This window comes from Haloferula luteola (genome assembly GCF_014201715.1).
Classification (GTDB): Bacteria; Verrucomicrobiota; Verrucomicrobiia; order Verrucomicrobiales; family Akkermansiaceae; genus Haloferula; species Haloferula luteola.
This window is the reverse complement of record NZ_JACHFD010000037.1, coordinates 1-21,320: the sequence shown is the minus strand read 5'-3', so window position 1 is coordinate 21,320 and position 21,320 is coordinate 1. Positions and strand designations below refer to the sequence as shown.

The window sequence follows — 21,320 nt, the reverse complement described above, 5'->3', positions numbered from 1 at the left end:
GGTAGATGGTATGAGTTTGCGACCATGATGATTGCTTTTTGGGGTGGAATTGAAGATCTAAAGAGTGGACTTTATTCTAGGTGCATTCGCGTGGCATTGGAGCAGGACGGGTGATGGTCGTGCCTAGGCCGCGTGGTTTGGGGTGGATCTGCCTGAAGGACCGAATCACTGGTGGAGCCGACAGAGGGAATACAGGTGAACGTTCCGAGAGCCTGACGAAGCAGTTCGTCGGCGAGTCGTGTCATCGGAAGGTGACGGCGTTTTCCTTCCCGGTAAAGTGAGCGGACCACGTCATCGGACAGGCGAGGAGAATACAGGTTTCGAGCCATGGAATTTTAGTTAGAAGGGGGTTTGAACGAGTAGATCAAAGCGGTGAAGATGACAGTTCCAGAGAGTATTGGTAGCCACGAACTGGCGAAGATCATGCATCCCAATCCAGTGATCGAGATCCATGCAAATACCCTGATGTAGAACGCAGGATTCATGAAGAAGTGAGTATTGACTACCGTCGGTTGATCGATCCAAGAACGAGAACCAAGGAGCTTCCAAGCATGGCAAAGCCGATGATTTTTAGACCATCACCGACTGGCTGGGTTTCAATTTGCGTTGTCGGTAGCGATTCAGGTTTTGGTTGATTTGTGGTAGGGGCGCATGATGTGGCTGTGAGCATCAGCCCAATGAGGGGTGTCAGAATGATGGTTCCTTGTTGGGTTAGCCAAGTTTCGCAAACTTGGAAGATCGATTGATTGGGAGGGAACATGCTGATTTGTTGTTGCATTGTGAGAATGAAGAAATCCGCTACGGCCGAGAGCTATGGCGGACTGGAAGGGGGGTAAGGTGAAATACCTCGATCAATTTATTGTGACACAAGAACCCTCGCGATTGCGGGTTTTTCCTGCTGACCTTCGTGTAATTGCGTTGAGAATTTGTTCTCGCTTATTCGTTGCTTCAGTAGTGAAATCTGGTGGAATTACTAGACTACTCAATGCAGACGATTGACAACGTCAATGACCTCCTTGGTGATGACTTGAAGCTCACAGTTCAGCCTGGATCGAAGCTGCGTATTGCAGCTTCGTGTTTCTCGATCTTCGCTTATGAGGCGCTTAAGGAGGAACTCGACCAAGTCGAGTCGGTGGCATTTATTTTCACGTCGCCGACCTTTGTTTATGGCAAGACGACTGACAAGTTGCCGAAGGAGAGGCGGGAGTTCTTCATCCCCAAGTTGGAACGGGAGCGCAGCCTTTATGGGACTGAATTTGAGATCCAACTTCGCCACCAGCTCACCCAGCGGGCCATTGCCCGAGAGTGTGCCGAGTGGATTTGTAGTAAGGTGACCTTCAGGTCCAACTCCACTAAGTCCTCGATGCAACAAATGGCCTGTATCGAGTCTGCCGGTAGTGAGCCAGTAGTCTACTTCCCGCTCCAAGGTGTCACCGCTGTGGATTTGGGCTACCAACAAGGAAACTCCCTCTCAAATATTGTCAATAAGTTTTCAGGGGCACCGATGACTGACGGTTACATTCGGCTCTTTGATCAGATTTGGGAAGACCGAGAGAAGCTCGAAGAGGTCACCGATCAGGTCTGCGACCACATTGCAGGAGTCTATGCGGAAAACTCACCGGAGCGGATCTACTTCGTGATGCTCTACAACATCTTCACGGAATTCCTTGAGGACATCACTGAAGACGTGATGCCCAACGACCGCACCGGCTATCAGGAGTCGGTCGTGTGGAACAAGCTCTTCAACTTCCAGCGCGACGCCGCCATCGGTATCATCAACAAGCTGGAGACCTTCAATGGCTGCATCCTCGCCGACAGCGTCGGTCTCGGGAAGACCTTCACGGCGCTGGCCGTTGTCAAATACTACGAACTGAGGAATAAATCCGTCTTGGTCCTTTGCCCCAAAAAGCTCGCGGACAACTGGCTCACCTACAACCGGAACCTCAAGACGAACCTGCTTGCGGCCGACCGGCTGAACTACGACGTGCTCAACCACACCGACCTCCAGCGGCGCAGCGGATACTCCCATGGCACGCCCCTTAATCTGGTGAACTGGGGGAACTACGACCTCGTGGTGATCGACGAGAGCCACAACTTTCGGAACAACAACCCCGGAGAAGAGGAACGGCAGTCCCGATACGAGCTGCTGATGAATCAGGTCATCCGCGCCGGCGTGAAGACCAAGGTGCTGATGCTGTCAGCAACTCCGGTCAACAACCGCTTCTCCGACCTGCGCAACCAGCTCGCCCTGGCCTATGAGGGGGAGTCCGAGAACCTCAGTGCCAAGCTCAAGTCCCGTAACACCATCGAGGAGATCTTCCGGCAGGCTCAGGCGGCCTTCACCCGGTGGAGTAACCTGCCGGCCGAGGAGCGGACGCCGGAGGCGATCCTGAAGACCCTCGATTTCGAGTTCTTCGAGTTGCTCGACAGCGTAACCATCGCCCGCTCCCGGAAGCACATCGAGGCTTACTACGACACCGCCGACATCGGCACATTCCCAGAGCGCCGGCTGCCGATTTCCTTCCACCCGCCGCTAACGGACCGGGAAGATGTCGACGGCTTCGACGAGATCTACAACCAGCTCACCCAGCTGGACCTCGCAGTGTACACTCCTGCCGAGTATATCCTCCCCAGCCGCCGCTCCAGATACCAGGAGACTTACAAGGACGACCTAGAAGGCATCTCGCGAAACGTGAGCCTTGAGGGCCAGCAGAAGGGCATCCGGGCGTTGATGACGGTCAACCTCCTCAAGCGCCTGGAAAGCTCGGTCCACGCCTTCCGGATCACGCTTGGGAAGCTGGAGGCCAACCACCGTCGAATGCTTCATCGCATCGCCGAGTTCGAGTCCGGGAAGCGGTCCTCGGGGTCCGTCGCCAGCATGGAGGCCGACGACTTCGACCCCGAAGACGATGATCTTCCGGATGCCGACGAAATGACGCTTGGTGGGCGGAACGAAATCGGCTTCGAGGATCTCGACCTTCCGTCGTGGAAGCGGGCGATGGAGAACGATAGCGCGCTCATCGTTACCCTCATCGCCGAGATGGAGAAGGTTACCCCGGAGCACGACGCCAAGCTCCAGCACCTCATCGGGCACATCAGCCAGAAGGTGAAGGATCCGATCAATCCGGGGAACAGGAAGATTCTACTCTTCACCGCCTTCGCTGACACCGCCGACTATCTCTACGAGTGCATCGCCAAGAACCACCTCAAGGAGTTCGGCCTCCACACAGGCAAGATCACCGGCACCGACGCCCCCAAGACGACGCTCGGGCGGGGCTACGACTTCCAGGACGTCATGACGCTGTTTTCGCCCATCTCGAAAGAGAAGGCCCTCGTCATGCCGGAAGAGAAGGGGGAGATCGACCTGGTCATCGGAACCGATTGCATCTCCGAAGGTCAGAACCTCCAGGACTGCGATTACCTGATCAACTACGACATTCACTGGAACCCGGTCCGCATCATCCAGCGATACGGACGCGTGGACCGCATCGGCTCACCCAACGCCTTCATCCAGCTGGTGAACTACTGGCCCGACATCTCCCTCGATGAGTATATTAACCTCAAGGAGCGGGTGGAGAACCGCATGGTCATCGCGGACGCGGTCGCCACCGGCAGCGACAACGTGCTTAATCCGAAAGCCAACGAAATCTCCTACCGCAAGGAGCAACTCCGCCGGCTGCAGGAGGAGGTCATCGAAATGGAGGACCTCAAGATCGGGATTTCCATCGCCGACCTCGGCCTCAATGATTTCCGGATGGACCTTGTTAGCTACGTCAAGGAGCACGGCGATCCCTGCCGAACCCCGAATGGCCTGCACGCCATCGTGCCCGCGATCCCGGAACTCGGCCTGGTCCCGGGCGTCCTCTTCACCCTTCGCAACCGCGAGAACGGAGTGAACATTGACCTTCAGAACCGCCTCCACCCGTACTACCTCGTCTTCATCGGTGACGACGGCCAGGTCATCACCCGGCACACCGAGGTGAAGCGCCTGCTCGACCTGGCGCGGACGGCCTGCAAGGGCCGGGACGAACCCTACATCGAACTGTGCCGGCGCTTCAACGAGGCGACCAAAGACGGCCGCAATATGAAGCACTACTCCGGCCTGCTCGACCAAGCCATCCGGTCGATGATCGCAGTGAAGGAGGAGGGCGATATCGAGAGCCTCTTCACCCCTGGCAAGACCACCGCACTGGTCGACTCCATCTCCGGTCTCGACGACTTCGAGCTGATTTCGTTTCTGGTGGTCATGCCTGTTGCTGCGACCTCTTCGTCACCTCGAAGCGACCTTGTGGAGCTCAGCGACAAGCAGATTCTCCGACTCAAGCATCGAGGGGTAAAAGTGACGAGCGAGCTAATCTATAAGCTCATGGAAAAGAACGAAGATAGGGAGGATCGCTAAAACAATGTTCTTACTTGATGTCAATATTCTGATCGCGGTTGCGGACGCAGATCACGAACATCATGCTCGCGCGACCACCTTTTTTGAGGAGAACCGTGAGGCTGGGTGGGCCACTTGTCCGATTTCCGAGAATGGATTTCTACGTATCATCGGCAATCCTAACTATCCGGGCGAACCTGGTTCCACAAACCTGGCCAAGGGTCTTCTGGCAGACTTGTGCAAGCATCCGGACCATCAGTTTTGGCCCGATGAGGTCTCGTTGCAGGAGTTTGACGATCTTCCGGGCTCGAAGAAGTTGACGGACCACTACTTGCTGGCTCTTGCGATTCGAAAGAATGGCAAGCTGGCAACGATGGATGCGCGCATCAACCCTCTACCATCGGGCTCGGGGCAAGGTTCCTATTTTGTCATCCCATGATATGTTCGCCTTCCCGCCCAAGACCGCGTTCGGCAAGCCGGTGCCCAAGTCCCGGATCTACGCCCACACCGAGCCCACACGGCGGATTCGGGCTCTCTTCACGGACCAGGTGGCCGAGATTCGGTGGGCCCACAAGCTGTCTCCGGAGACACTCCACCTCCCGACCCGTCCGGACGTCCCCGAGATCGAGGTATTCGACATCACGCTCAAGTCCGCCGAGCTGGACGAGGCGGTCCTTCAGGTGATCGACCGGGCGATCCCTTACCCGGTGCTGCACCGGCTGCTTTCGGAGAATGGGGTGGCCTACACCGCCGCCTTCAAACGCCCGAGCGAGGCGGACTCCAGCCAGTGGGTCGTCGGAGCCCGGTTTTCGTCGGGGTTCGCCCCGGCCGCTGCGGAGCTGCCGCCCCTGCCGGCGGCCTTGGATCTCGGTCACCTTTATGCGTCCCTGTTCGCGCCGCTCCTTCCGCTCCCCGGGCGGAAAGGTGAGGCCCTGGCCAGCCACGTTGACCGCTGCGAGCGGTTTCTCGTACTCAGCCGAAAGGTCGACCAGTTGACCGCCCGGATCCGCCGCGAGAAGCAGTTCAACCGAAAGGTCGCGCTCAACCAGGAACTCAAGCCGCTCCAAGTTGAACTCCGTGCTTTGTCTGGCCCGTGATGCCCTCTAGAAATGCGCCGGAGCCGGGCGAGGGTGGAAGTCTGACCCTACCGTTGACCGACCCTGTCCGTAAGAATCGGCTCGAAATGACCGAAAAAATATTTAGTTTTTCCTAACTTCCTAAACTTCCTCCCGCTCTGTCATGGCAACCGCAACCCAAATCAAGGCGCTTCTAGCGAGTCACTCGTCTGGTGACAACGAGCGCTTCCGCGCGGTTGCGCTGCAGGTCGCCGCCGCTGAAGCGCGCAAGGGGCACCAGAAGCTCGCCGACGAACTTCGGGATCTGGTGAATGAGTCCCGACGGAGGGCGGCATCGGAATCCGCCGTGGAGAAGGTCCACAGCCTTTCGGCGCCCCAAGGCGAGGCGAGCGAGCTGCTGGAGCATGCTCAGACTCACCTGAAGCTCGAAGACCTCGTTCTTGAATGCTCCCTCAGGGACCGGGTTGATCGGATTCTCGCGGAGCAGAAGAATCTCGGCCGACTCAAGGAGAACAACCTCCGGCCACGACAGAGACTGCTGTTTACCGGGCCGCCAGGCTGCGGCAAAACGATAACGGCTGCAGCTCTCGCCAATGAACTTCGCATGCCGCTTTTCGTGGTTCGTCTCGACTCACTGATCAGCCGGTACCTCGGGGAGTCACTTTCGAAACTCAGACTCATTTTCGATGCGGCAGAGCGACATCGTGCGGTCTACCTGTTTGACGAGTTCGACAGCATTGGCTTCACCCGGGATGCTGCGGGCGATGTGGGGGAAATGCGCCGCGTGCTGAATGCATTTCTTGTTTTCATCGAGAAGCTTACGAGCAACAGCCTGATCATCGCCGCGACCAACTACGGACAGCGGCTCGATAGAGCGCTATTCCGACGCTTCGACGACCTCATCGAGTTCGGATTGCCCGAGCCCGACCAGGCACGAGAAACGGTCAGACGTCTGCTCAGGGATGTCGACAAGGAGCGGCTTTCTTGGGCGCAGATCGATCCCGCAGCAAAAGGTCTCAGCTACGCGGAGATCACCCGGGCCTCCGAAGAGGCGATTAAGGAAATGCTCATTCTCGATCTACCCAAGGTCACCAACAAGGCCTTGGTAGGAGCCCTCACAGAGCGAAGGCTGCACCTCAATCACTGAGCGTTAGAGTATCCCTCCCCCAATGCCGGATCACCTCCCCAGTCGTCTCAAACACCTCAGATTCTGGTCGAATCCCGAGCCGCTGCCTTACGAGGGAAGCGGCCGGCAAACCTTCGAGAGATTCCCAAGGGACAACCGGGCGGGCCACGTTCAGTATCTCCAGCGTCAGATTGCTCCGATCCATCAGGAGTTCTCGCAGGTGGAGCAGGAACGCAGTCAGCAGGGACTGACATCGGACTTCGGTCTTATTCTCAACGTCACCTCTGAACCGGGCTACCCGCTTGAATACGGGAGCCTCGAAAAGGCGGCAACCAGGACGACGCTGGCGATAACGCTACTGAATGTCAGGCATGAACAGACGCCCCGAGGCGAAGTAACCAAGGCCGCGATCTTCGTCCCCCACGGGCAGCTCAAGGTCCTCGAAAAAAAGATCACTGAGTATGCCGATCCCACCAAAGACAACAAAGATCGGCAGGGCCAAGTCACCGGGCCGCGCAACGCGAAGCTCCTCAACAACATCCGATCCATTTCCACCGCTGCGATTGAGGCCCTCTGGACCGATTCCGACCCGCTTCCCGCTTCTGGGGAAATGGTCTGGTTCGAGCTGTGGATCCGGAGAGATGAGAGGTCGGACTGGCACCGGCAGCTACTGGGGGAATGCACTCGGCTGGAGATCGAGATCAAGGACCAGACGCTCACCTTTCCTGATCACATTGTGATGGTCGCCCATGGCAGCCGGGCCCGATTGGAAGAGTCGATTGACCTCCTGAACTGCCTTTCGGAGGTTCGCAAAGCCCGACCTTGCAGTGTCGGACTCACCGACCTGAGCGGACTGGAACAAGAGGAGTGGATCGACGAAGCGTTGACCCGAATCGAATGGCCCGGAGACGATGCCCCGGCGGTTTGCTTGCTAGATACCGGGGTCAACCGACGCCACCCCCTGATCGAGCCGATGCTCTCCGTTAACGACATGTCCACTGTCTTCGGCGATGGCGACACGTCGGACGACACACGGCTGAAGCACGGCACGCCGATGGCCGGCCTCGCGGCATTCGGCGATCTACGGAACCTGATGCTTTCCACAGGGTCATGGCAGCAGCTTCACCGGCTGGAATCGGTGAAGTTAATCCGCAGCACCACGCGGCACGATCCGGACAACTACGGGGCGATCACCCTCTCTGCCATCAACGAGCCGGACAGCATCGCCCCTTTCCGCCGTCGGATCTTCTGCATGGCTGTCACCGCTTCCGGTCCGAACACCTTCGGCAATCCGAGTTCGTGGTCGACAGCCGTCGATATCGCGGCGGCTGGAGCCCAGGATGAAACGGATGAACCCAAGGTGATTCTGGTGTCTGCGGGAAACACTGAGCGCCACGACGACACATTCTTCTATCCGGCAACCGTTCGCGCCAATCCCATCGAGGATCCCGCCCAAGCGTGGAATGCGGTCACTGTGGGGGCGATCACCAATCGCACCACCATCGGCGAACAGGATGACGAGGCGCGGCGGTGCGACCCACTCGCACCCGACCATCATCTAAGCCCTTACACCCGAACCAGCCACGCCTGGTGCGAAGGTCGCAAGGATTGGCCGATCGCACCTGACGTCGTCATGGAAGGGGCCAATCTCGGGAGGCACCGGGACCACCCGGACCAGTATCCGGCATTCGACTCCTTGGCCCCACATACCACGGCTTCCACGTTCAACCTCAGGCCCATTCAATCCTTCAATGCGACAAGCGCAGCCACGGCATTGGCTGCCCGGGTGGCGGCCCGCATTGCGCAGAGATACCCGGATGCCCGACCGGAAACGATTCGGGGACTGCTCGTCCACTCGGCACGCTGGCCGCAGGATCTACTCAACGCACTCCAGCTCGATCCGCACGAGGCCCGGCGCAGTGAGGCTGTACAGGACCTCATGCGTGGGTATGGCTTCGGTGTTGTGAATGAGCAGCGGGCATTGGACAGCCTCGGGAACCAGACGACGTTTTTCACCGAGGGAGCCATCCGACCCTACGAAGGAGTGGCTGGAAATGCGAAGTTCAACGAGTGCCACCTCATCGTGCTTCCGTGGCCCGTGGCCTTGCTTCAGGCCAACCATGACACCACGTGCACGCTCCGGGTAACTCTCTCCTACTACATCCAGCCCAATCCGGGCAGCCGCTCTTGGGACAACGGCAAGAAATACAAATACGCGAGTCACCTGCTCGGCTTCACCCCCAAGCATAAGGACCAGACGCTGGCGCAGTTTCGCTCGATCCTTCATTCGGATGAGGACGCTTTGGGCGACACCATGAACGACCCGGGCTGGGCGCTCGGCGACAAACTCCGTCGCAAAGGCGGCTCATTAATCCAGGATGTCTGGAGAGGATCCGCAGCCGATCTCGCCACAATGGAAGCCGTTGCCGTCTTTCCGCGTGCCAAGGGGTGGTGGGCGACTCGGAAGTTCGGCCAAGACCGGCAGGAGCATGATTGCCACCTGAAATCCGTGAACTACTCGCTGATCATCAGTCTCGAAACGGAGGCGGACCTTCCGATTTACACCGAGGTGGAGGCGGCGATCCAGCGGATCGAGGCCGGTGTGGATATTGCCACCTGAGCCTCGCCCCCGGGTGCCGGTTCCGCGCGGCAGCAACGCCTTGCTCATCGGAAACTGTAGGTGAAAAACCCGAAATATTCATTTTCCTTTGTAAGAAAAACTAAATATTATTTCTGACGAGAAACGCCGCAAAACTTTGTCGCAAGACGTTCAAAAGAAAATAGTTTCGAGGATCTACGGGAAGAGAAGGGGTTGGGTGTTTACTCCAAGCCGGTTTCTTGACCTGGGTTCTCGTGGGGCCGTGGACCAGGCCCTGCACCGGCTGACGGCCGGAGAGACCATCCGCCGCCTTGCCTTCGGGCTCTACGACTACCCGAAGAGTCACCCCAAACTGGGCCTGCTGAGCCCCAAACCTGACGACATCGCCCGGGCGATCAGCGAGAAGGATGACAGCCGCCTCCAGCCCTCCGGTGCCTACTCGGTGAATCTCCTCGGGCTCTCCCAGCAAGTTCCGGCCAAGATCGTCTACCTCACCGACGGCGCGGAGAAGTCGGTCGAGGTCGGCAACCAGCGGATCCAGCTCCGCCGCACCACGCCGAAAAACATGGCCACGGCGGGGCGCCCCTCCGGCCTCGTCATCCAGGCGTTTCGCTACCTTGGCAAGGAAGGGGTCACCGATGCCCACCTCGACACCCTGAAGCAGGTCTTGCTCGATTCCGATCGGGAGAGGCTCTGGAAAGACCGAGTACACGCTCCGGCATGGATGCATCCACTGTTCGAAAAACTGCGTCCTCCGACCCCGACGTAGTCAACCGCCGGACGATTTCATCGTCCGGCGGTTGAGGGCGCGGAGCAATGCCAAAACCTGCGATCTCCACGACCACCAGCCCGAGCACGACGATCATCGTCATCACCATCATCACCCAGACCAACCCATGGACGCCTTCGCCACAGTCCCAGCAGACGAGCAGGAAGCCTATTTCAATGAGGCGGCCAGCCGGCTGAGTCTTCCTCCCCACGTTGTGGAGAAGGATTTCTGGGTCTGCTGGACGCTGAAGCGCCTCTTCACGCTCGACGGGGTCAGTGACACTCTCCTCTTCAAGGGCGGGACCTCGCTGTCCAAGGTTCATGGACTCATTCGCCGGTTTTCCGAAGACATCGATGTCTCCATTCACCGGGAACACCTCGGCTTCTCCGGTGCCGACGATCCGGTGAGTCCCGGCCTCTCGAACAAGAAGCGGGAGGCGCTAAAGGAGCAGCTCGCCGCGGCCGCCGCCGCGCACGTCGCGGAGGTCATCGCGCCCGCTCTCCGGACCGCGATCGAAGGGGCCCTGTCCGGGGGCGATGGCCGCACCTGGTCCCTCGAGCCCGACACGACCGATCCCGATGGCCAATCACTCGCCTTTTTCTATCCCACGACCCGGCTCACCCAAACGGCGACCGCCTACCTGCGGCCTGCCGTCAAGATCGAGTTCGGTGCCCGCTCGGACCACTGGCCGGCCGAGATCCGGCCGCTCCAGCCGTACCTCGCCGACGCCTTCCCGGGTGCCCTCGGCGACCCGACCGTCGAGGTGAAGACCATGGAGGCTGTCCGCACCTTCTGGGAGAAGGCCACGATCCTGCACCAGATGGCCCACCTCCCCGATGGGAAGCCCTTCCCCGGCCGTTACTCCCGGCACTACACCGATCTCGCGGCCATGGTCGCGGCAGGCACCGGCGTTCAGGCCGCCGAGCGCGAGGATCTGCTTAAGGCCGTTGTCACCCACAAGATCGCTTTTTACCGCGCGGCTTGGGCCCGCTACGAGGACGCGAAGCGCGGCACCCTCAGGCTCCTGCCCGCGGAGAAGAACATGGACGATTTGAAGGCCGACCTCGATTCCATGAGGGAAATGTTCTTCGACGAGCCACCTGCGTTTGATGCCGTGGTCACCACGCTTCGCGAGTGGGAAGATGCTTTCAATCAGCCGTAGTCCGTTGCGAAATCCTCCCACCTGAGAACCCTCACTCTACCTCCACTCTCCATGCCTCCCGCGCTTTCCCTGAAATCCGCCAAGACCGGCACGCAGTTCGCCTGTCAAAGAATCTACGTGACCGGCAGTTACCCCTTGGGAGGTCAGTTGGAGTGCTCGGGCATGGCGCAACTCCCGCCTTCTGACGATCGCATTTTCGATGTCCAGCCGCTGGGCTTCCGCATCGAGATCACGGGCGTCATTTTCGAGAGCAAGAAGCTCACCTACATCGTCAAGTGACCATCTCTCCCATTACCATGGACAAACTCAAACTCCACACCCCGGACTTCGCGGAGGCGAATGCGGCGAAACTGGCCGATCTTTTCCCGAGCTGCGTCACCGAAACCCAGGCCGCCGATGGCTCGATCAAGCGGGCGATCGACTTCGACCTGCTGCGACAGGAGCTCTCGTCTGATCTCGTCGAAGGGCCGCAGGAGCGCTACCGGCTCGACTGGCCGGGGAAGCGCGAGGCGCTGGCGCTGGCGAACGCGCCCGTCGCCAAGACCCTGCGGCCGTGCAAGGAGGAGTCGGTGGATTTCGAGACCACCCGCAACCTCTATATCGAGGGTGACAACCTCGACGCGCTCAAGCTGTTGCAGGAGACCTACCTGAATCAGGTCAAGATGATCTACATTGACCCCCCGTACAACACGGGGAAAGATTTCATTTACGACGACAACTTCTCGATGAGCCGAGAGGAGTATGAGGAGCGGGCAGGAGAGGTGGACGAAACAGGAAACGCAATGTTCGATGAGGAGAAGTGGCAGCAAAACTCCAGCGCGAGCGGTCGATTCCACTCAGAGTGGCTTTCGATGTTGTACCCTAGGCTGAAGCTCTCCAAAAACCTCCTTAAGGGGGATGGCGTGATCTTCATCTCCGTGGATGACAACGAAGTGGCTAACTTGAAGCGCCTTTGTGACGAAGTGTTTGGAGGAGGGGGGTTTTTGGGGTTGGTTCCGGTCGTAAACAATGCCAAGGGAAGAAATGATAAGGGGTTTCAGGCACAAACCCATGAGTATATGGTAGTCTACCAAAAGAGCGACTTCACCTCACGAGGGGTGGCCATGAGCGACGAAAAGAAGTCGGAATACGATTGTGTCGACGAAGATGGAAATAAGTTCCAGTGGAGAGATCTAAGAAAACGCGGAGGGGCAGACACTCGGCGGGAGCGCCCCAACCTCTACTATCCGATCTATGTAAACCCTGAGAACGGAAGTGTCTCTCTGCGATCAACCATTGAGCACTCGGTCGCGACTTATCCCGTCAAGAGTGACGGTGAAGATGGTCGCTGGAGGTGGAAGAAGGAAACGGCAGAAGATCGCATCGACCTTCTGTTGGCTCGACAGAAGCGAGACTCCTCGTGGGGGGTTAGCTATAAAGTCTTTCTTGGGGATGACTTCCTCGGTGAACGCCGTGAGAAAACGAAGTCCGCTTGGGTCGGGAAAGAGTTCTCTACCGATTCTGGAACCAAAACCCTCAATAGCCTGATTCCGAAGGTGGATGGAAAGCAGTTTACACCAAAACCGGTCGGTCAGTTGCTCCGGATCTGCGAGATTGCCACAGATGAGTCGGACCTGATTCTGGACTTCTTCTCTGGAACCGCCACCACCGCTCACGCCGTGATGCAGATGAACGCCGAGGACGGTGGAAACAGGCGGCACATCTTGGTGCAGCTCCCCGAACCCTGTGATCCGAAGAGTCAGGCATTCAAATCAGGGTATCAGAGTATTACTGATATTGGGAAAGAGCGCGTGCGGCGGGCGGGTGTAGCTATTCGCAAAGATCTTGAAGCGAAGCTTGCCAAGGCGAAGCCCGGTTCGGACGACCACGGCGCAATCGAGCGTCGTCTCGACTCTCTCGATACCGGCTTCCGCGTCCTGAAGATCGACAGCTCGAACATGGCGGAGGTCTACTACCAACCTGACCAGCTAACGCAGGACGCCCTCGCCCTCCAGGTGGACAACGTGAAGAAGGGGCGCAAGCCTGAGGACTTGCTCTTCCAAGTGCTCCTCAATTGGGGCGTCGATCTTGGCCTGCCGATCACCGAGGAGACGATCGAGGGCAAGAAGGTCTTCTTCGTGGACGACAACGCGCTGGCCGCCTGCTTCGACACCGGACTGACGGAGGGCTTCTGCAAGGCGCTGGCCAAGCGCGAGCCCCTGCGCGCCGTCTTCCGCGATGCCGGCTACGCCAGCGACGCCACCAAGATCAACATCGAGCAGATCTTCAAGACCCTCAGCCCCCACACCGAACTCAAGACGCTCTGAGTCCATGCACGGCACCTGCGTCCAGGGCTCGGCTACCTGTGCCGAACCGCCCGATACCGAGTCCACCGCAAGCAGCGGCCGACAGGTGGGAAAAGAGGAGTTCGAGATCCAAGCGCGGAGTTGTACACTTCTCACCAACACGGCGAGTCCGAGCGACGTCCTGTTTCGTCCCGGAACCTGCTACCGGATCCCGATTTTCCAGCGCCCCTACTCCTGGGGAGAGCCGGAGGTTCGCCGCCTGGTGAACGATTTGCTCGCCGCCTATTTCGGCCGGAATGGCCGGGTGAGAAGGGAGCCGATGTTCATCGGGACGATACAGCTGATGACGGCGGTGGACCCGAAAGTTCCCGGCTTTTCCACCCGCCACGACATCATCGATGGCCAACAGCGGATCACCACGATGATCCTGGTCCTCCGGGTGCTTGAGAGCATGGCACCTGGATCCGGAGTTTGGACTGCGCTGGACTACCGTCGGCGCCTGATGACGACCGTCAGCGGGACGATCCAGCAGGCCTACCTTGAGGAGGCGTTGGAGGAGGCGGATGCCGCGGTGCCGGAGTCATCCGAACTCAATGCCTATCGGCGGAACCTCCAGCTGATCACCGAACTGCTCCGTGAGGACGAGCAGTTCGGTGATGCTCCCGGCGACGCGCTGGGATTTGCGGATTACCTCGTGTCCCGGGTCTACTTCGTGATCATCGAGACCCGGGCCCAGCTTTCGAAGACCCTCCAGATCTTCGACGCCATCAACACGTCCGGCATGGACCTGAATGGCGGCGACGTCTTCAAGATCCGCTATTTCGAGTTCCTCCGGGAACGGAAGGGCGAGCCCGAGGAGGTCTTCGACAAGGTCTGTGCCCTCTACGAGCGGATCGATCAGGGGAACCGGGATCGCAAGCGGGTGGCGGTGGACATGGAGAACGTGCTCTCGCTGGCCCAGCAGATCGTTATCACCGACTACGGGCTGAGCGTGGAGACCCGGAACTTGGCGGGAACGACCTTCTTCGAGCGCCTGTTCGATGTGGTGCTCGGCATCCAGGGCTGGGAGGATTTCCAGAAGGACAAGTGCGAGTTCGTGGAGCTGCCGCTGGCGTTCATTGAGGAGCTGATCGACGTGTGCTTCGAGTGGGAGGACACCCTGCCGAAGTTGGGTCCTGAGGCGCACGCGATGGCCTATTTCATCTGGTGGAGCCGCTACGGTCGCTACCACTACCTGATCCGCTACTTCCTTCACCGCTTCCGCTCGCGGGCAGTGGTGCCGGAGGCTCGACTGGAGGAGCTGGAGCAGTTCATCATCGGGCTCAGCAAGCTGCTGCTGATCAACAGTCTCCGATTCCAGAGGATCACCAAGGACGGCCGTCAGAAAATGCGGGAGGTGATGGAGCTGATGTCCCGGACGAACGGCTCGGTGGAGCCGGAGAGTGTCATCAACCACCTCGCCCGGGAGCGCGCGGTGCTGGCCGACGAAACTCGCGAGTGCCTGCTCGGGGAGCCATTTGCCTGGATCGCCAAGGCGAAGAACATCGTCTGCCGGCTCGACGCAATGCTGGCGGAACTCACCGCGGGAACGGAGTCGGGGCGACTGGTCGAGCTGCTCTTCGACGAGCGGATCGACATCGAACACATCGAAAGCTTCAACCACCAGGACCTCACCGAACGGGCCCAGATGCAGGCCGAATGGGGCGACGAACTCAACCAGCTCGGAAACCTCATCGTGCTCGAGTATGACCTGAACCGTTCTATCAGCAACGACGACTACGCGACGGTGAAACGGCCGAGGTATCTGGCCGACAGTAAGTTCCGCACGGTTCAGAACTTCGCCGGTGCCAATGAGGTTTGGGGCCGGGAACTGGCCAGCATACGACGCAGGGCCCTCACGGACAGGCTGGGGGCATACCTTTGTGGGGCCCCGGACTCCGGAGGGCTTGCTTCCGTCTCTCCGGGCACTTCGGAATCCCAGACCCCGGCAATCCAGCCCGCTTAACGGGTACCAGCCCTCGCCCTCTTCCCATCTCTACCTCCACGCTATGCCTGAAGTCATCTACATCGACCAAGCCGGCTTCCGATAAGCCATGATTCGCCTCCGCCACCGTGGAGGCGCCTCCCAGCGGGCCTTCGACGAGGCCTGCCGGATCATCAAGTGCCTCGAGCTTGAGGCCGATGTGACCAACAAGCTGACAAAGCACGGGGAGAGCCGCATCGACCACTGCATCAAGTACGACATCAGCAACGACCACCACCGACTGGTCACGGTTCACTCTAACCACTTCATCTACCTGCTTTTCGTCGGGTCTCACGACGAAACCGAGAAGTGGCTCGACCGCAACCGGGGTTTCACCGTGACCTGCAATCCGAAAACCCGGAGAATCGCAATCACTCACGTGACCCGTGAGGAGCCGCGGGCGATCCCCAAGGTCGACATGGGGAAGCTGACGGAAGCCAACAAACCCTACCTGGAGCGCATTGGCGTCGATCCCACCGAGTATGTGTCCCAACGCTTGCTTGTTCGAGCCCTCTCGGGGGTGGATGACGAGACCAGTGACGAAGAACTCGCCATCCTGATCGAGGACTTGAGCGACGTCGACAAGACGATCGCCAACCTGATGCTCGACCTGATTTTCGAGGTCCGTGAGGGCAACTTGGATTCCGCGAAGACACGCCTTGAGCAGCACCATGCGGAAGCGGTCGCGATTCAGGATGCCGAGGAGCTGGAACAGGCCGCCGTTTCCGACGTGACCAACTCGGAGAGCCTGATGAACCTGACCGGTCTGGACGAGGAGCAACTGAAAGATCTGTTCTCGCCCGGGAAGTTCCACAAATGGATGCTCTTCCTCAACCCGGAGCAGAAACGAGTCGCGGAGGCCGACTACGACCGACCGACCGTGCTCACCGGCGTGTCCGGCAGCGGGAAGACCTGCGTGCTGGTTCACCGGGCGCGAAATCTCGCACGGAAGTACCCCGGGGAGAGAATCGGCGTAATCACTCTGAGCCGAAGTCTCACACGCCTCATCGACAACCTGATCACCCAGCTCTGCACGCCGGAGGAACGCGCCAACATCCACGTGATGGCGTTCTACGACTACTTCACGACCCTCGTGGATCATTTCGGCCCTGAGGCCGAGCTGGCCCAGCTGAGGGAGCTGGCCGAACAGCATGACGAACGGGATGAGATCGTCCGTGTGATCGACCGGGTGGACCCGAAGACCTACGCCCGGGAGTTCGCGGTGAGAAGCGGTGAGACTCTGGCGGATACCTGGGAGCTGTACTGCGATCAGGACTCCGTGCGGACGCTGCTGACCTATTTCCGCGATCATCTCTACAAGTACGACGACTGGGTCGATAGCCGCAAATACCTGCGGGACGAGTTCAGCCTGGTGCGGAGTGCCGTTCCCACCTCCAACCGGGTGAACGGTTACATGGAGCTTGAGCGCCACGGCCGGGCCATCCGGTTCACCGACGCCGTGAAGAAGCGGGTACTCGACCTTCTGCTCCTATGGGAAGAAACCATGCTCCATGGCGGGATGCTTGATGAACTGGGCCTGACGCTGGCACTCGTCCCCCACCTGACCGAGCTGAAGACTCTCCCTCCAGAGATGCGCTTCCGGTGCCTTTTGATCGACGAGTACCAGGACCTGTCCACTCGCGACCTAGCGCTGCTGCGATTGATCCCGACGGCCGGCGAAAACGGATTTTTCCTCACCGGCGACACCGTTCAGCGCGTCATGGTGAAGGACTTGCGCCTTGGTGCGGTCGGATTGGACATCATCAGCTCGACCCGGGAGAGGATCCTCAAGAACTACCGAAACAGCCGGCAGATCCTGGAGGCGGCCTCGTACCTCGCCAACATCTACGGTCGCGAGGCGAAGGAGCTGGGCGAGGACATCGAGGTGCTGGATCCGGAACTTGCGGTCCGGGAGACGAGCTACCCGGTCGCCGAGCAGTGTCGGCCCGGCGACGAAGTCGCCAGGGCCTGGGAGTATGCACGGGAGTGTCTGCAACCCGATACGGCGGTCCCGTGGTCCATCTGCATCGTTACCGCCTCGCCCGAGGAGATTTCTCCTGCCGATATCATCGCAGCGTGCCCGGCAGATTTTCCGGTGAAGGCAGGGCAGATTACCGGCGACTACGTTGAGAAGAAGGACACGCTGAGCGTCGCGTCCATGGCCGACGTCAAAGGCTTCGAGTTCTCTCTCGTGCTGATCGTGGGCTGCGGGGAGGGAACCTTGCCCAGCAAGGGGAGCTGCGAACGGGAATCGTGGAGGGAGGCGCTGAGACTCTACGTTGCAATGACTCGCGCCCGGGATGAGGTGCGGCTGTTCTATGCCGGCGCCCCCTCGAAGTTCCTTACGGCAATGAACAAAGGCCTGTACTGGCAAGAGCTGGCAGCAAAAAACTAGAACACCCGCATGAAACTCCAGTTCAAGCACAAGGACTACCAGGCTGCCGCGGTGGATGCGGTGGTCGATTGCTTTGCCGGCCAGCCGAAGGTCGAGGGCATCGACTATCGCCTAGACCCCGGCAAGCTGACGAAGGGCCAGAAGCAGTCCGAGATGGACTACGGCACGGAGGCCTTCCGCAACGCCCCGATCATGCTCGATGGCGGGCAGTTGCTGGAGAACATCCAGAAGGTCCAGCGGAGCCAGAACCTCCCCCAGTCGTCCAAGCTCGTTGCGACTAAGAACTGCAAGGTCAACCTGGACGTCGAGATGGAGACGGGGACAGGCAAGACCTACTGCTACATCCGCACGATGTTCGAGCTAAACCGCCGCTACGGGTGGAGCAAGTTCATCGTCGTGGTGCCGAGCATCGCGATCCGCGAGGGCGTCCAGAAGTCACTGGAGATTACCGCCGACCATTTCCTCCAGGACTACGGCAAGAAGGCACGCTTCTTCACCTACGACTCGAAGCACCCACACAAGCTGGAAAGCTTCTCCTCCGACGGCGGGATCAACGTGATGGTGATCAACGTCCAGTCCTTCAACGCCACCGGCAAGGACGCCCGGCGGATCTATGAGGAGCTGGACGATTTCCAGTCCCGTCGCCCCATTGACGTGATCAAGGCGAACCACCCGATCCTGATCCTCGACGAACCCCAGAAGATGGAGGGCAAGAAGACGACGGAGTCGCTCAACGAGTTCAGCCCTCTCTTCGTCCTCCGCTACTCGGCCACCCACAAGACGGAGCACAACAAGATCCACCGGCTCGACGCCCTTGATGCCTACAATCGTAGGCTGGTGAAGAAGATCCGGGTCCACGGCATCGCCCAGAGAGGTCTGAGCGGCACCAACAGCTACCTGTTCCTCGAAGGGATCGTGACCGGGAAGGGTGGTCCCTTCGCCCGGCTGGAGCACGAGGTGAAACTCAAGTCAGGTGCCATCAAGCGGATCCCCCGGAAGGTATCGGTCGGCTACGACCTCAAGGCCCAGTCGGGCGGACTCGCGCAATATGATGGCTTCACGGTTTCCGAGATCGATGCGGTTCACGACACGGTCTCGTTCACCAATGGCCTGAAGCTGAGCGTCGGCACCGTCAGCGGCGACGTGAACGAGTCCGCGCTGCGCCGGATCCAGATCCGGGAGACCATCCGGGCGCACTTCGATGCCGAGAAGAAGCTCTTCAACCAGGGGATCAAGGTGCTCAGCCTGTTCTTCATCGACGAGGTGGCGAAGTACAAGCGCTACGACGAGGAGGGGAACGAACTGGCCGGCGAGTACGCCGAGGCCTTCGAGGAGGAGTACCAGCTCGCTCTCAACGAGGAACTCGAACTCGAGGACAGCGCCTACCAGCGGTTCCTCAAGGACATCACCGCGAGCGACACTCACAACGGCTACTTCTCGATCGACAAGAAGAGCAAGCACCTAGTCGATCCGAGCGTGAAGAAGAAGGGGGAGGAGGCTGGCCTAGCCGACGACGTGGATGCCTACGATCTCATCCTGCGCGACAAGGAGACGCTGCTTTCCTTCCCCGAGGATCACGATAGTGACCTCGAACGACGGAAGAAGCAGGTGCGCTTCATCTTCTCCCACTCGGCACTCCGGGAAGGCTGGGACAACCCGAACGTCTTCACGATCTGCACGCTCAAGCACAGCGACAGCTCGATCTCCCGCCGGCAGGAAGTCGGCCGCGGCATGCGCCTGTGCGTGAACCAGTTCGGCGAGCGGATGGACAACCCGGCCACTGCCCATCAGGTGAACGTGCTGACGGTGGTCGCCAACGAGTCCTACGAGGACTTCGTCAAAGGGCTGCAGGACGACATCAAGGACGGCCTCTCCGCCCGCCCGCGCAAGGCGAACGAAAAGTATTTCACCGACAAGATCCTCAAGACCGACGATGGGGAGATCAAGATCACTCCGATGATGGCCAAGCAGATCGACTTCTACCTGATCCAGAACGGCTACCGGAACGTCTCCGAGGAGATCACCGAGAAGTACCACGAGGCGAAGAAGGAAGGCACGCTCGCCGAGCTGCCCGAGGAGTTGAAGCCCCACGCCGAGCAGATCTTCCAGCTGGTTGACTCGGTGTACTCCGCCTCGGCCTTGCCCGACTTCGAGGACGGCCGGAAGGCGAAGGAGAACGCCCTCAATGACAACTTCAACAAGAAGGAGTTCCAGTCCCTGTGGGAGAAAATCAACCGGAAGGCAGCCTACACTGTGGATTTCGACAGTGCGGAACTGATCCAGAAATCGATCAAGGCGCTGAACGCGGATCTTCGGGTGGAGAAACTGCGCTTCCAGGTGAAGCGAGGCGAGCAGGCCGAGTCGATCGAGCACGAGGACCTGATGGCGAAGAACACCTTCAAAGTGACGGAACAGGAAGCGGCCTACGTGACCGGGTCCATCCGTGCTACGGTGAGCTAAGACCTGATCGGCGAGATTGCCGATGCCGCCCAACTGACCCGGCGTACCGTCGCAGAGATTCTGAAGGGGCTGGAGGTGCCCGTGTTCGCACAGTTCAAGTCGAACCCGGAGGCCTTCATCAGCAGGGCCTCGATTCTGATTAAGGAGCAGAAGGCGACCATGATCATCGAGCACCTCGCCTATGACCCCATCGACGAGCGCTACGATTCCACCATTTTCGCCGTTGAGAAGACCAAGGAGGACTTCTCCAAGGCGTTCAAGGCCGAGAACCACATCTACGACTACGTCTTCACCGACTCGAAGGGGGAGAGAGAGTTCGTCCAGGAACTGGACACCAGCGCCGAGGTCACCGTGTATGCCAAGCTGCCCAGGGGTTTCGCCATCCCGACCCCTGTGGGCGATTACAACCCGGACTGGGCCATCGCCTTCGACTCCGGGAAGATCAAGCACGTCTACTTCATCGCCGAGACCAAGGGCTCCATGTCGAAGCTGGACCTCCGGCCGATCGAGGAATCGAAGATCAACTGTGCCAGGAAGTTCTTCGCCAAGATCTCCGACGAGCAGGTGAAGTATGATATGGTCAACAGTTACGAGAAACTGATGCAGTTGGTACAGTGATCAGAGTTCAAGAAGAGCTAAAGTCGATTAACGCCGTAAAAACTCGCTGCTTCGACGAGTCGCGTCTCGGTCCATTCTTAGGCCCGAACCCTGTGGACAACTTTCCTCCAAGGGTGGAAATAAACGAACCGAAATCACCAGCCATCCAACCCCCTGGTGGCGATGGCTTGGAGAGCATCGAAGCGACCCTGCCTATCGTTTCGGAATGAATCGACCGCGAGAACGGTGGTGAGTTCCAGAGCGCTTTCTAGGCTCCACGCAATGGTGTTCTCGTTTGTGAGAAAATGCGTGATTGGGCCTCAATTTTGGCATCAAATTTCGATGTCCGTTTTAGTTCTACTTCGTTAAATTGCTTGAGGAATGATGCGGGACGTGCATGATGCCTTCGGCTTGAGGGGCTTCGGCCTTGGACAGCGAACCGGAACTCCG

12 protein-coding genes and 1 pseudogene are annotated in these 21,320 nt (G+C 59.3%); 12 read left to right on the top strand and 1 reads right to left on the bottom strand.

The annotated features are described in order from the left end of the window. Positions 1–71: 71 nt before the first annotated feature. On the bottom strand, positions 72–329 hold the full coding sequence (locus HNR46_RS19670) for a hypothetical protein (RefSeq protein ID WP_184022274.1): 258 nt from the start codon (positions 327–329) through the stop codon (positions 72–74). A gap of 656 nt (positions 330–985) precedes the next feature. Here HNR46_RS19670 and HNR46_RS19665 point away from each other — a divergent pair. From HNR46_RS19665 to HNR46_RS19610, 12 genes and pseudogenes are all read left to right on the top strand, one after another. Further along, positions 986–4,399, top strand: a complete 3,414-nt coding sequence (locus HNR46_RS19665; RefSeq protein ID WP_184022271.1) for a helicase-related protein — start codon at positions 986–988, stop codon at positions 4,397–4,399. 4 nt (positions 4,400–4,403) lie between these two features. Next, entirely contained in the window at positions 4,404–4,817 is a 414-nt protein-coding gene (locus tag HNR46_RS19660; protein WP_184022268.1) for a TA system VapC family ribonuclease toxin, read from the top strand. Between the two features lies 1 nt (position 4,818). Next, positions 4,819–5,475: a DUF4391 domain-containing protein gene (locus HNR46_RS19655; protein ID WP_184022266.1), complete on the top strand. Its 657-nt coding sequence runs from the start codon at positions 4,819–4,821 to the stop codon at positions 5,473–5,475. A gap of 142 nt (positions 5,476–5,617) precedes the next feature. Next, a complete protein-coding gene (locus tag HNR46_RS19650; RefSeq protein WP_184022264.1) occupies positions 5,618–6,601 on the top strand; it encodes an AAA family ATPase in 984 nt (327 codons plus the stop codon). 22 nt (positions 6,602–6,623) lie between these two features. Beyond that, a complete protein-coding gene (locus tag HNR46_RS19645) occupies positions 6,624–9,200 on the top strand; it encodes a S8 family peptidase (protein ID WP_184022262.1) in 2,577 nt (858 codons plus the stop codon). A gap of 136 nt (positions 9,201–9,336) precedes the next feature. Then, on the top strand, positions 9,337–9,948 hold the full coding sequence (locus HNR46_RS19640; RefSeq protein ID WP_184022260.1) for a DUF6088 family protein: 612 nt from the start codon (positions 9,337–9,339) through the stop codon (positions 9,946–9,948). A gap of 127 nt (positions 9,949–10,075) precedes the next feature. Further along, positions 10,076–11,110 (top strand): nucleotidyl transferase AbiEii/AbiGii toxin family protein, encoded by a 1,035-nt coding sequence (locus HNR46_RS19635; protein WP_184022258.1) that lies wholly within the window; start codon positions 10,076–10,078, stop codon positions 11,108–11,110. A gap of 51 nt (positions 11,111–11,161) precedes the next feature. Beyond that, the gene (locus HNR46_RS19630; RefSeq protein ID WP_184022255.1) at positions 11,162–11,389 is read left to right on the top strand and encodes a hypothetical protein; all 228 of its coding nucleotides are present in this window, start codon (positions 11,162–11,164) and stop codon (positions 11,387–11,389) included. A 17-nt stretch (positions 11,390–11,406) separates the two neighbouring features. After that, entirely contained in the window at positions 11,407–13,416 is a 2,010-nt protein-coding gene (locus tag HNR46_RS19625; RefSeq protein WP_184022253.1) for a site-specific DNA-methyltransferase, read from the top strand. A 4-nt stretch (positions 13,417–13,420) separates the two neighbouring features. Beyond that, positions 13,421–15,400: a DUF262 domain-containing protein gene (locus tag HNR46_RS19620; protein WP_184022251.1), complete on the top strand. Its 1,980-nt coding sequence runs from the start codon at positions 13,421–13,423 to the stop codon at positions 15,398–15,400. A gap of 88 nt (positions 15,401–15,488) precedes the next feature. Continuing rightward, positions 15,489–17,813, top strand: a complete 2,325-nt coding sequence (locus HNR46_RS19615; RefSeq protein ID WP_184022249.1) for a UvrD-helicase domain-containing protein — start codon at positions 15,489–15,491, stop codon at positions 17,811–17,813. 9 nt (positions 17,814–17,822) lie between these two features. Beyond that, positions 17,823–20,891, top strand: a pseudogene (locus tag HNR46_RS19610) (type III restriction-modification system endonuclease). Positions 20,892–21,320 lie beyond the last annotated feature (429 nt).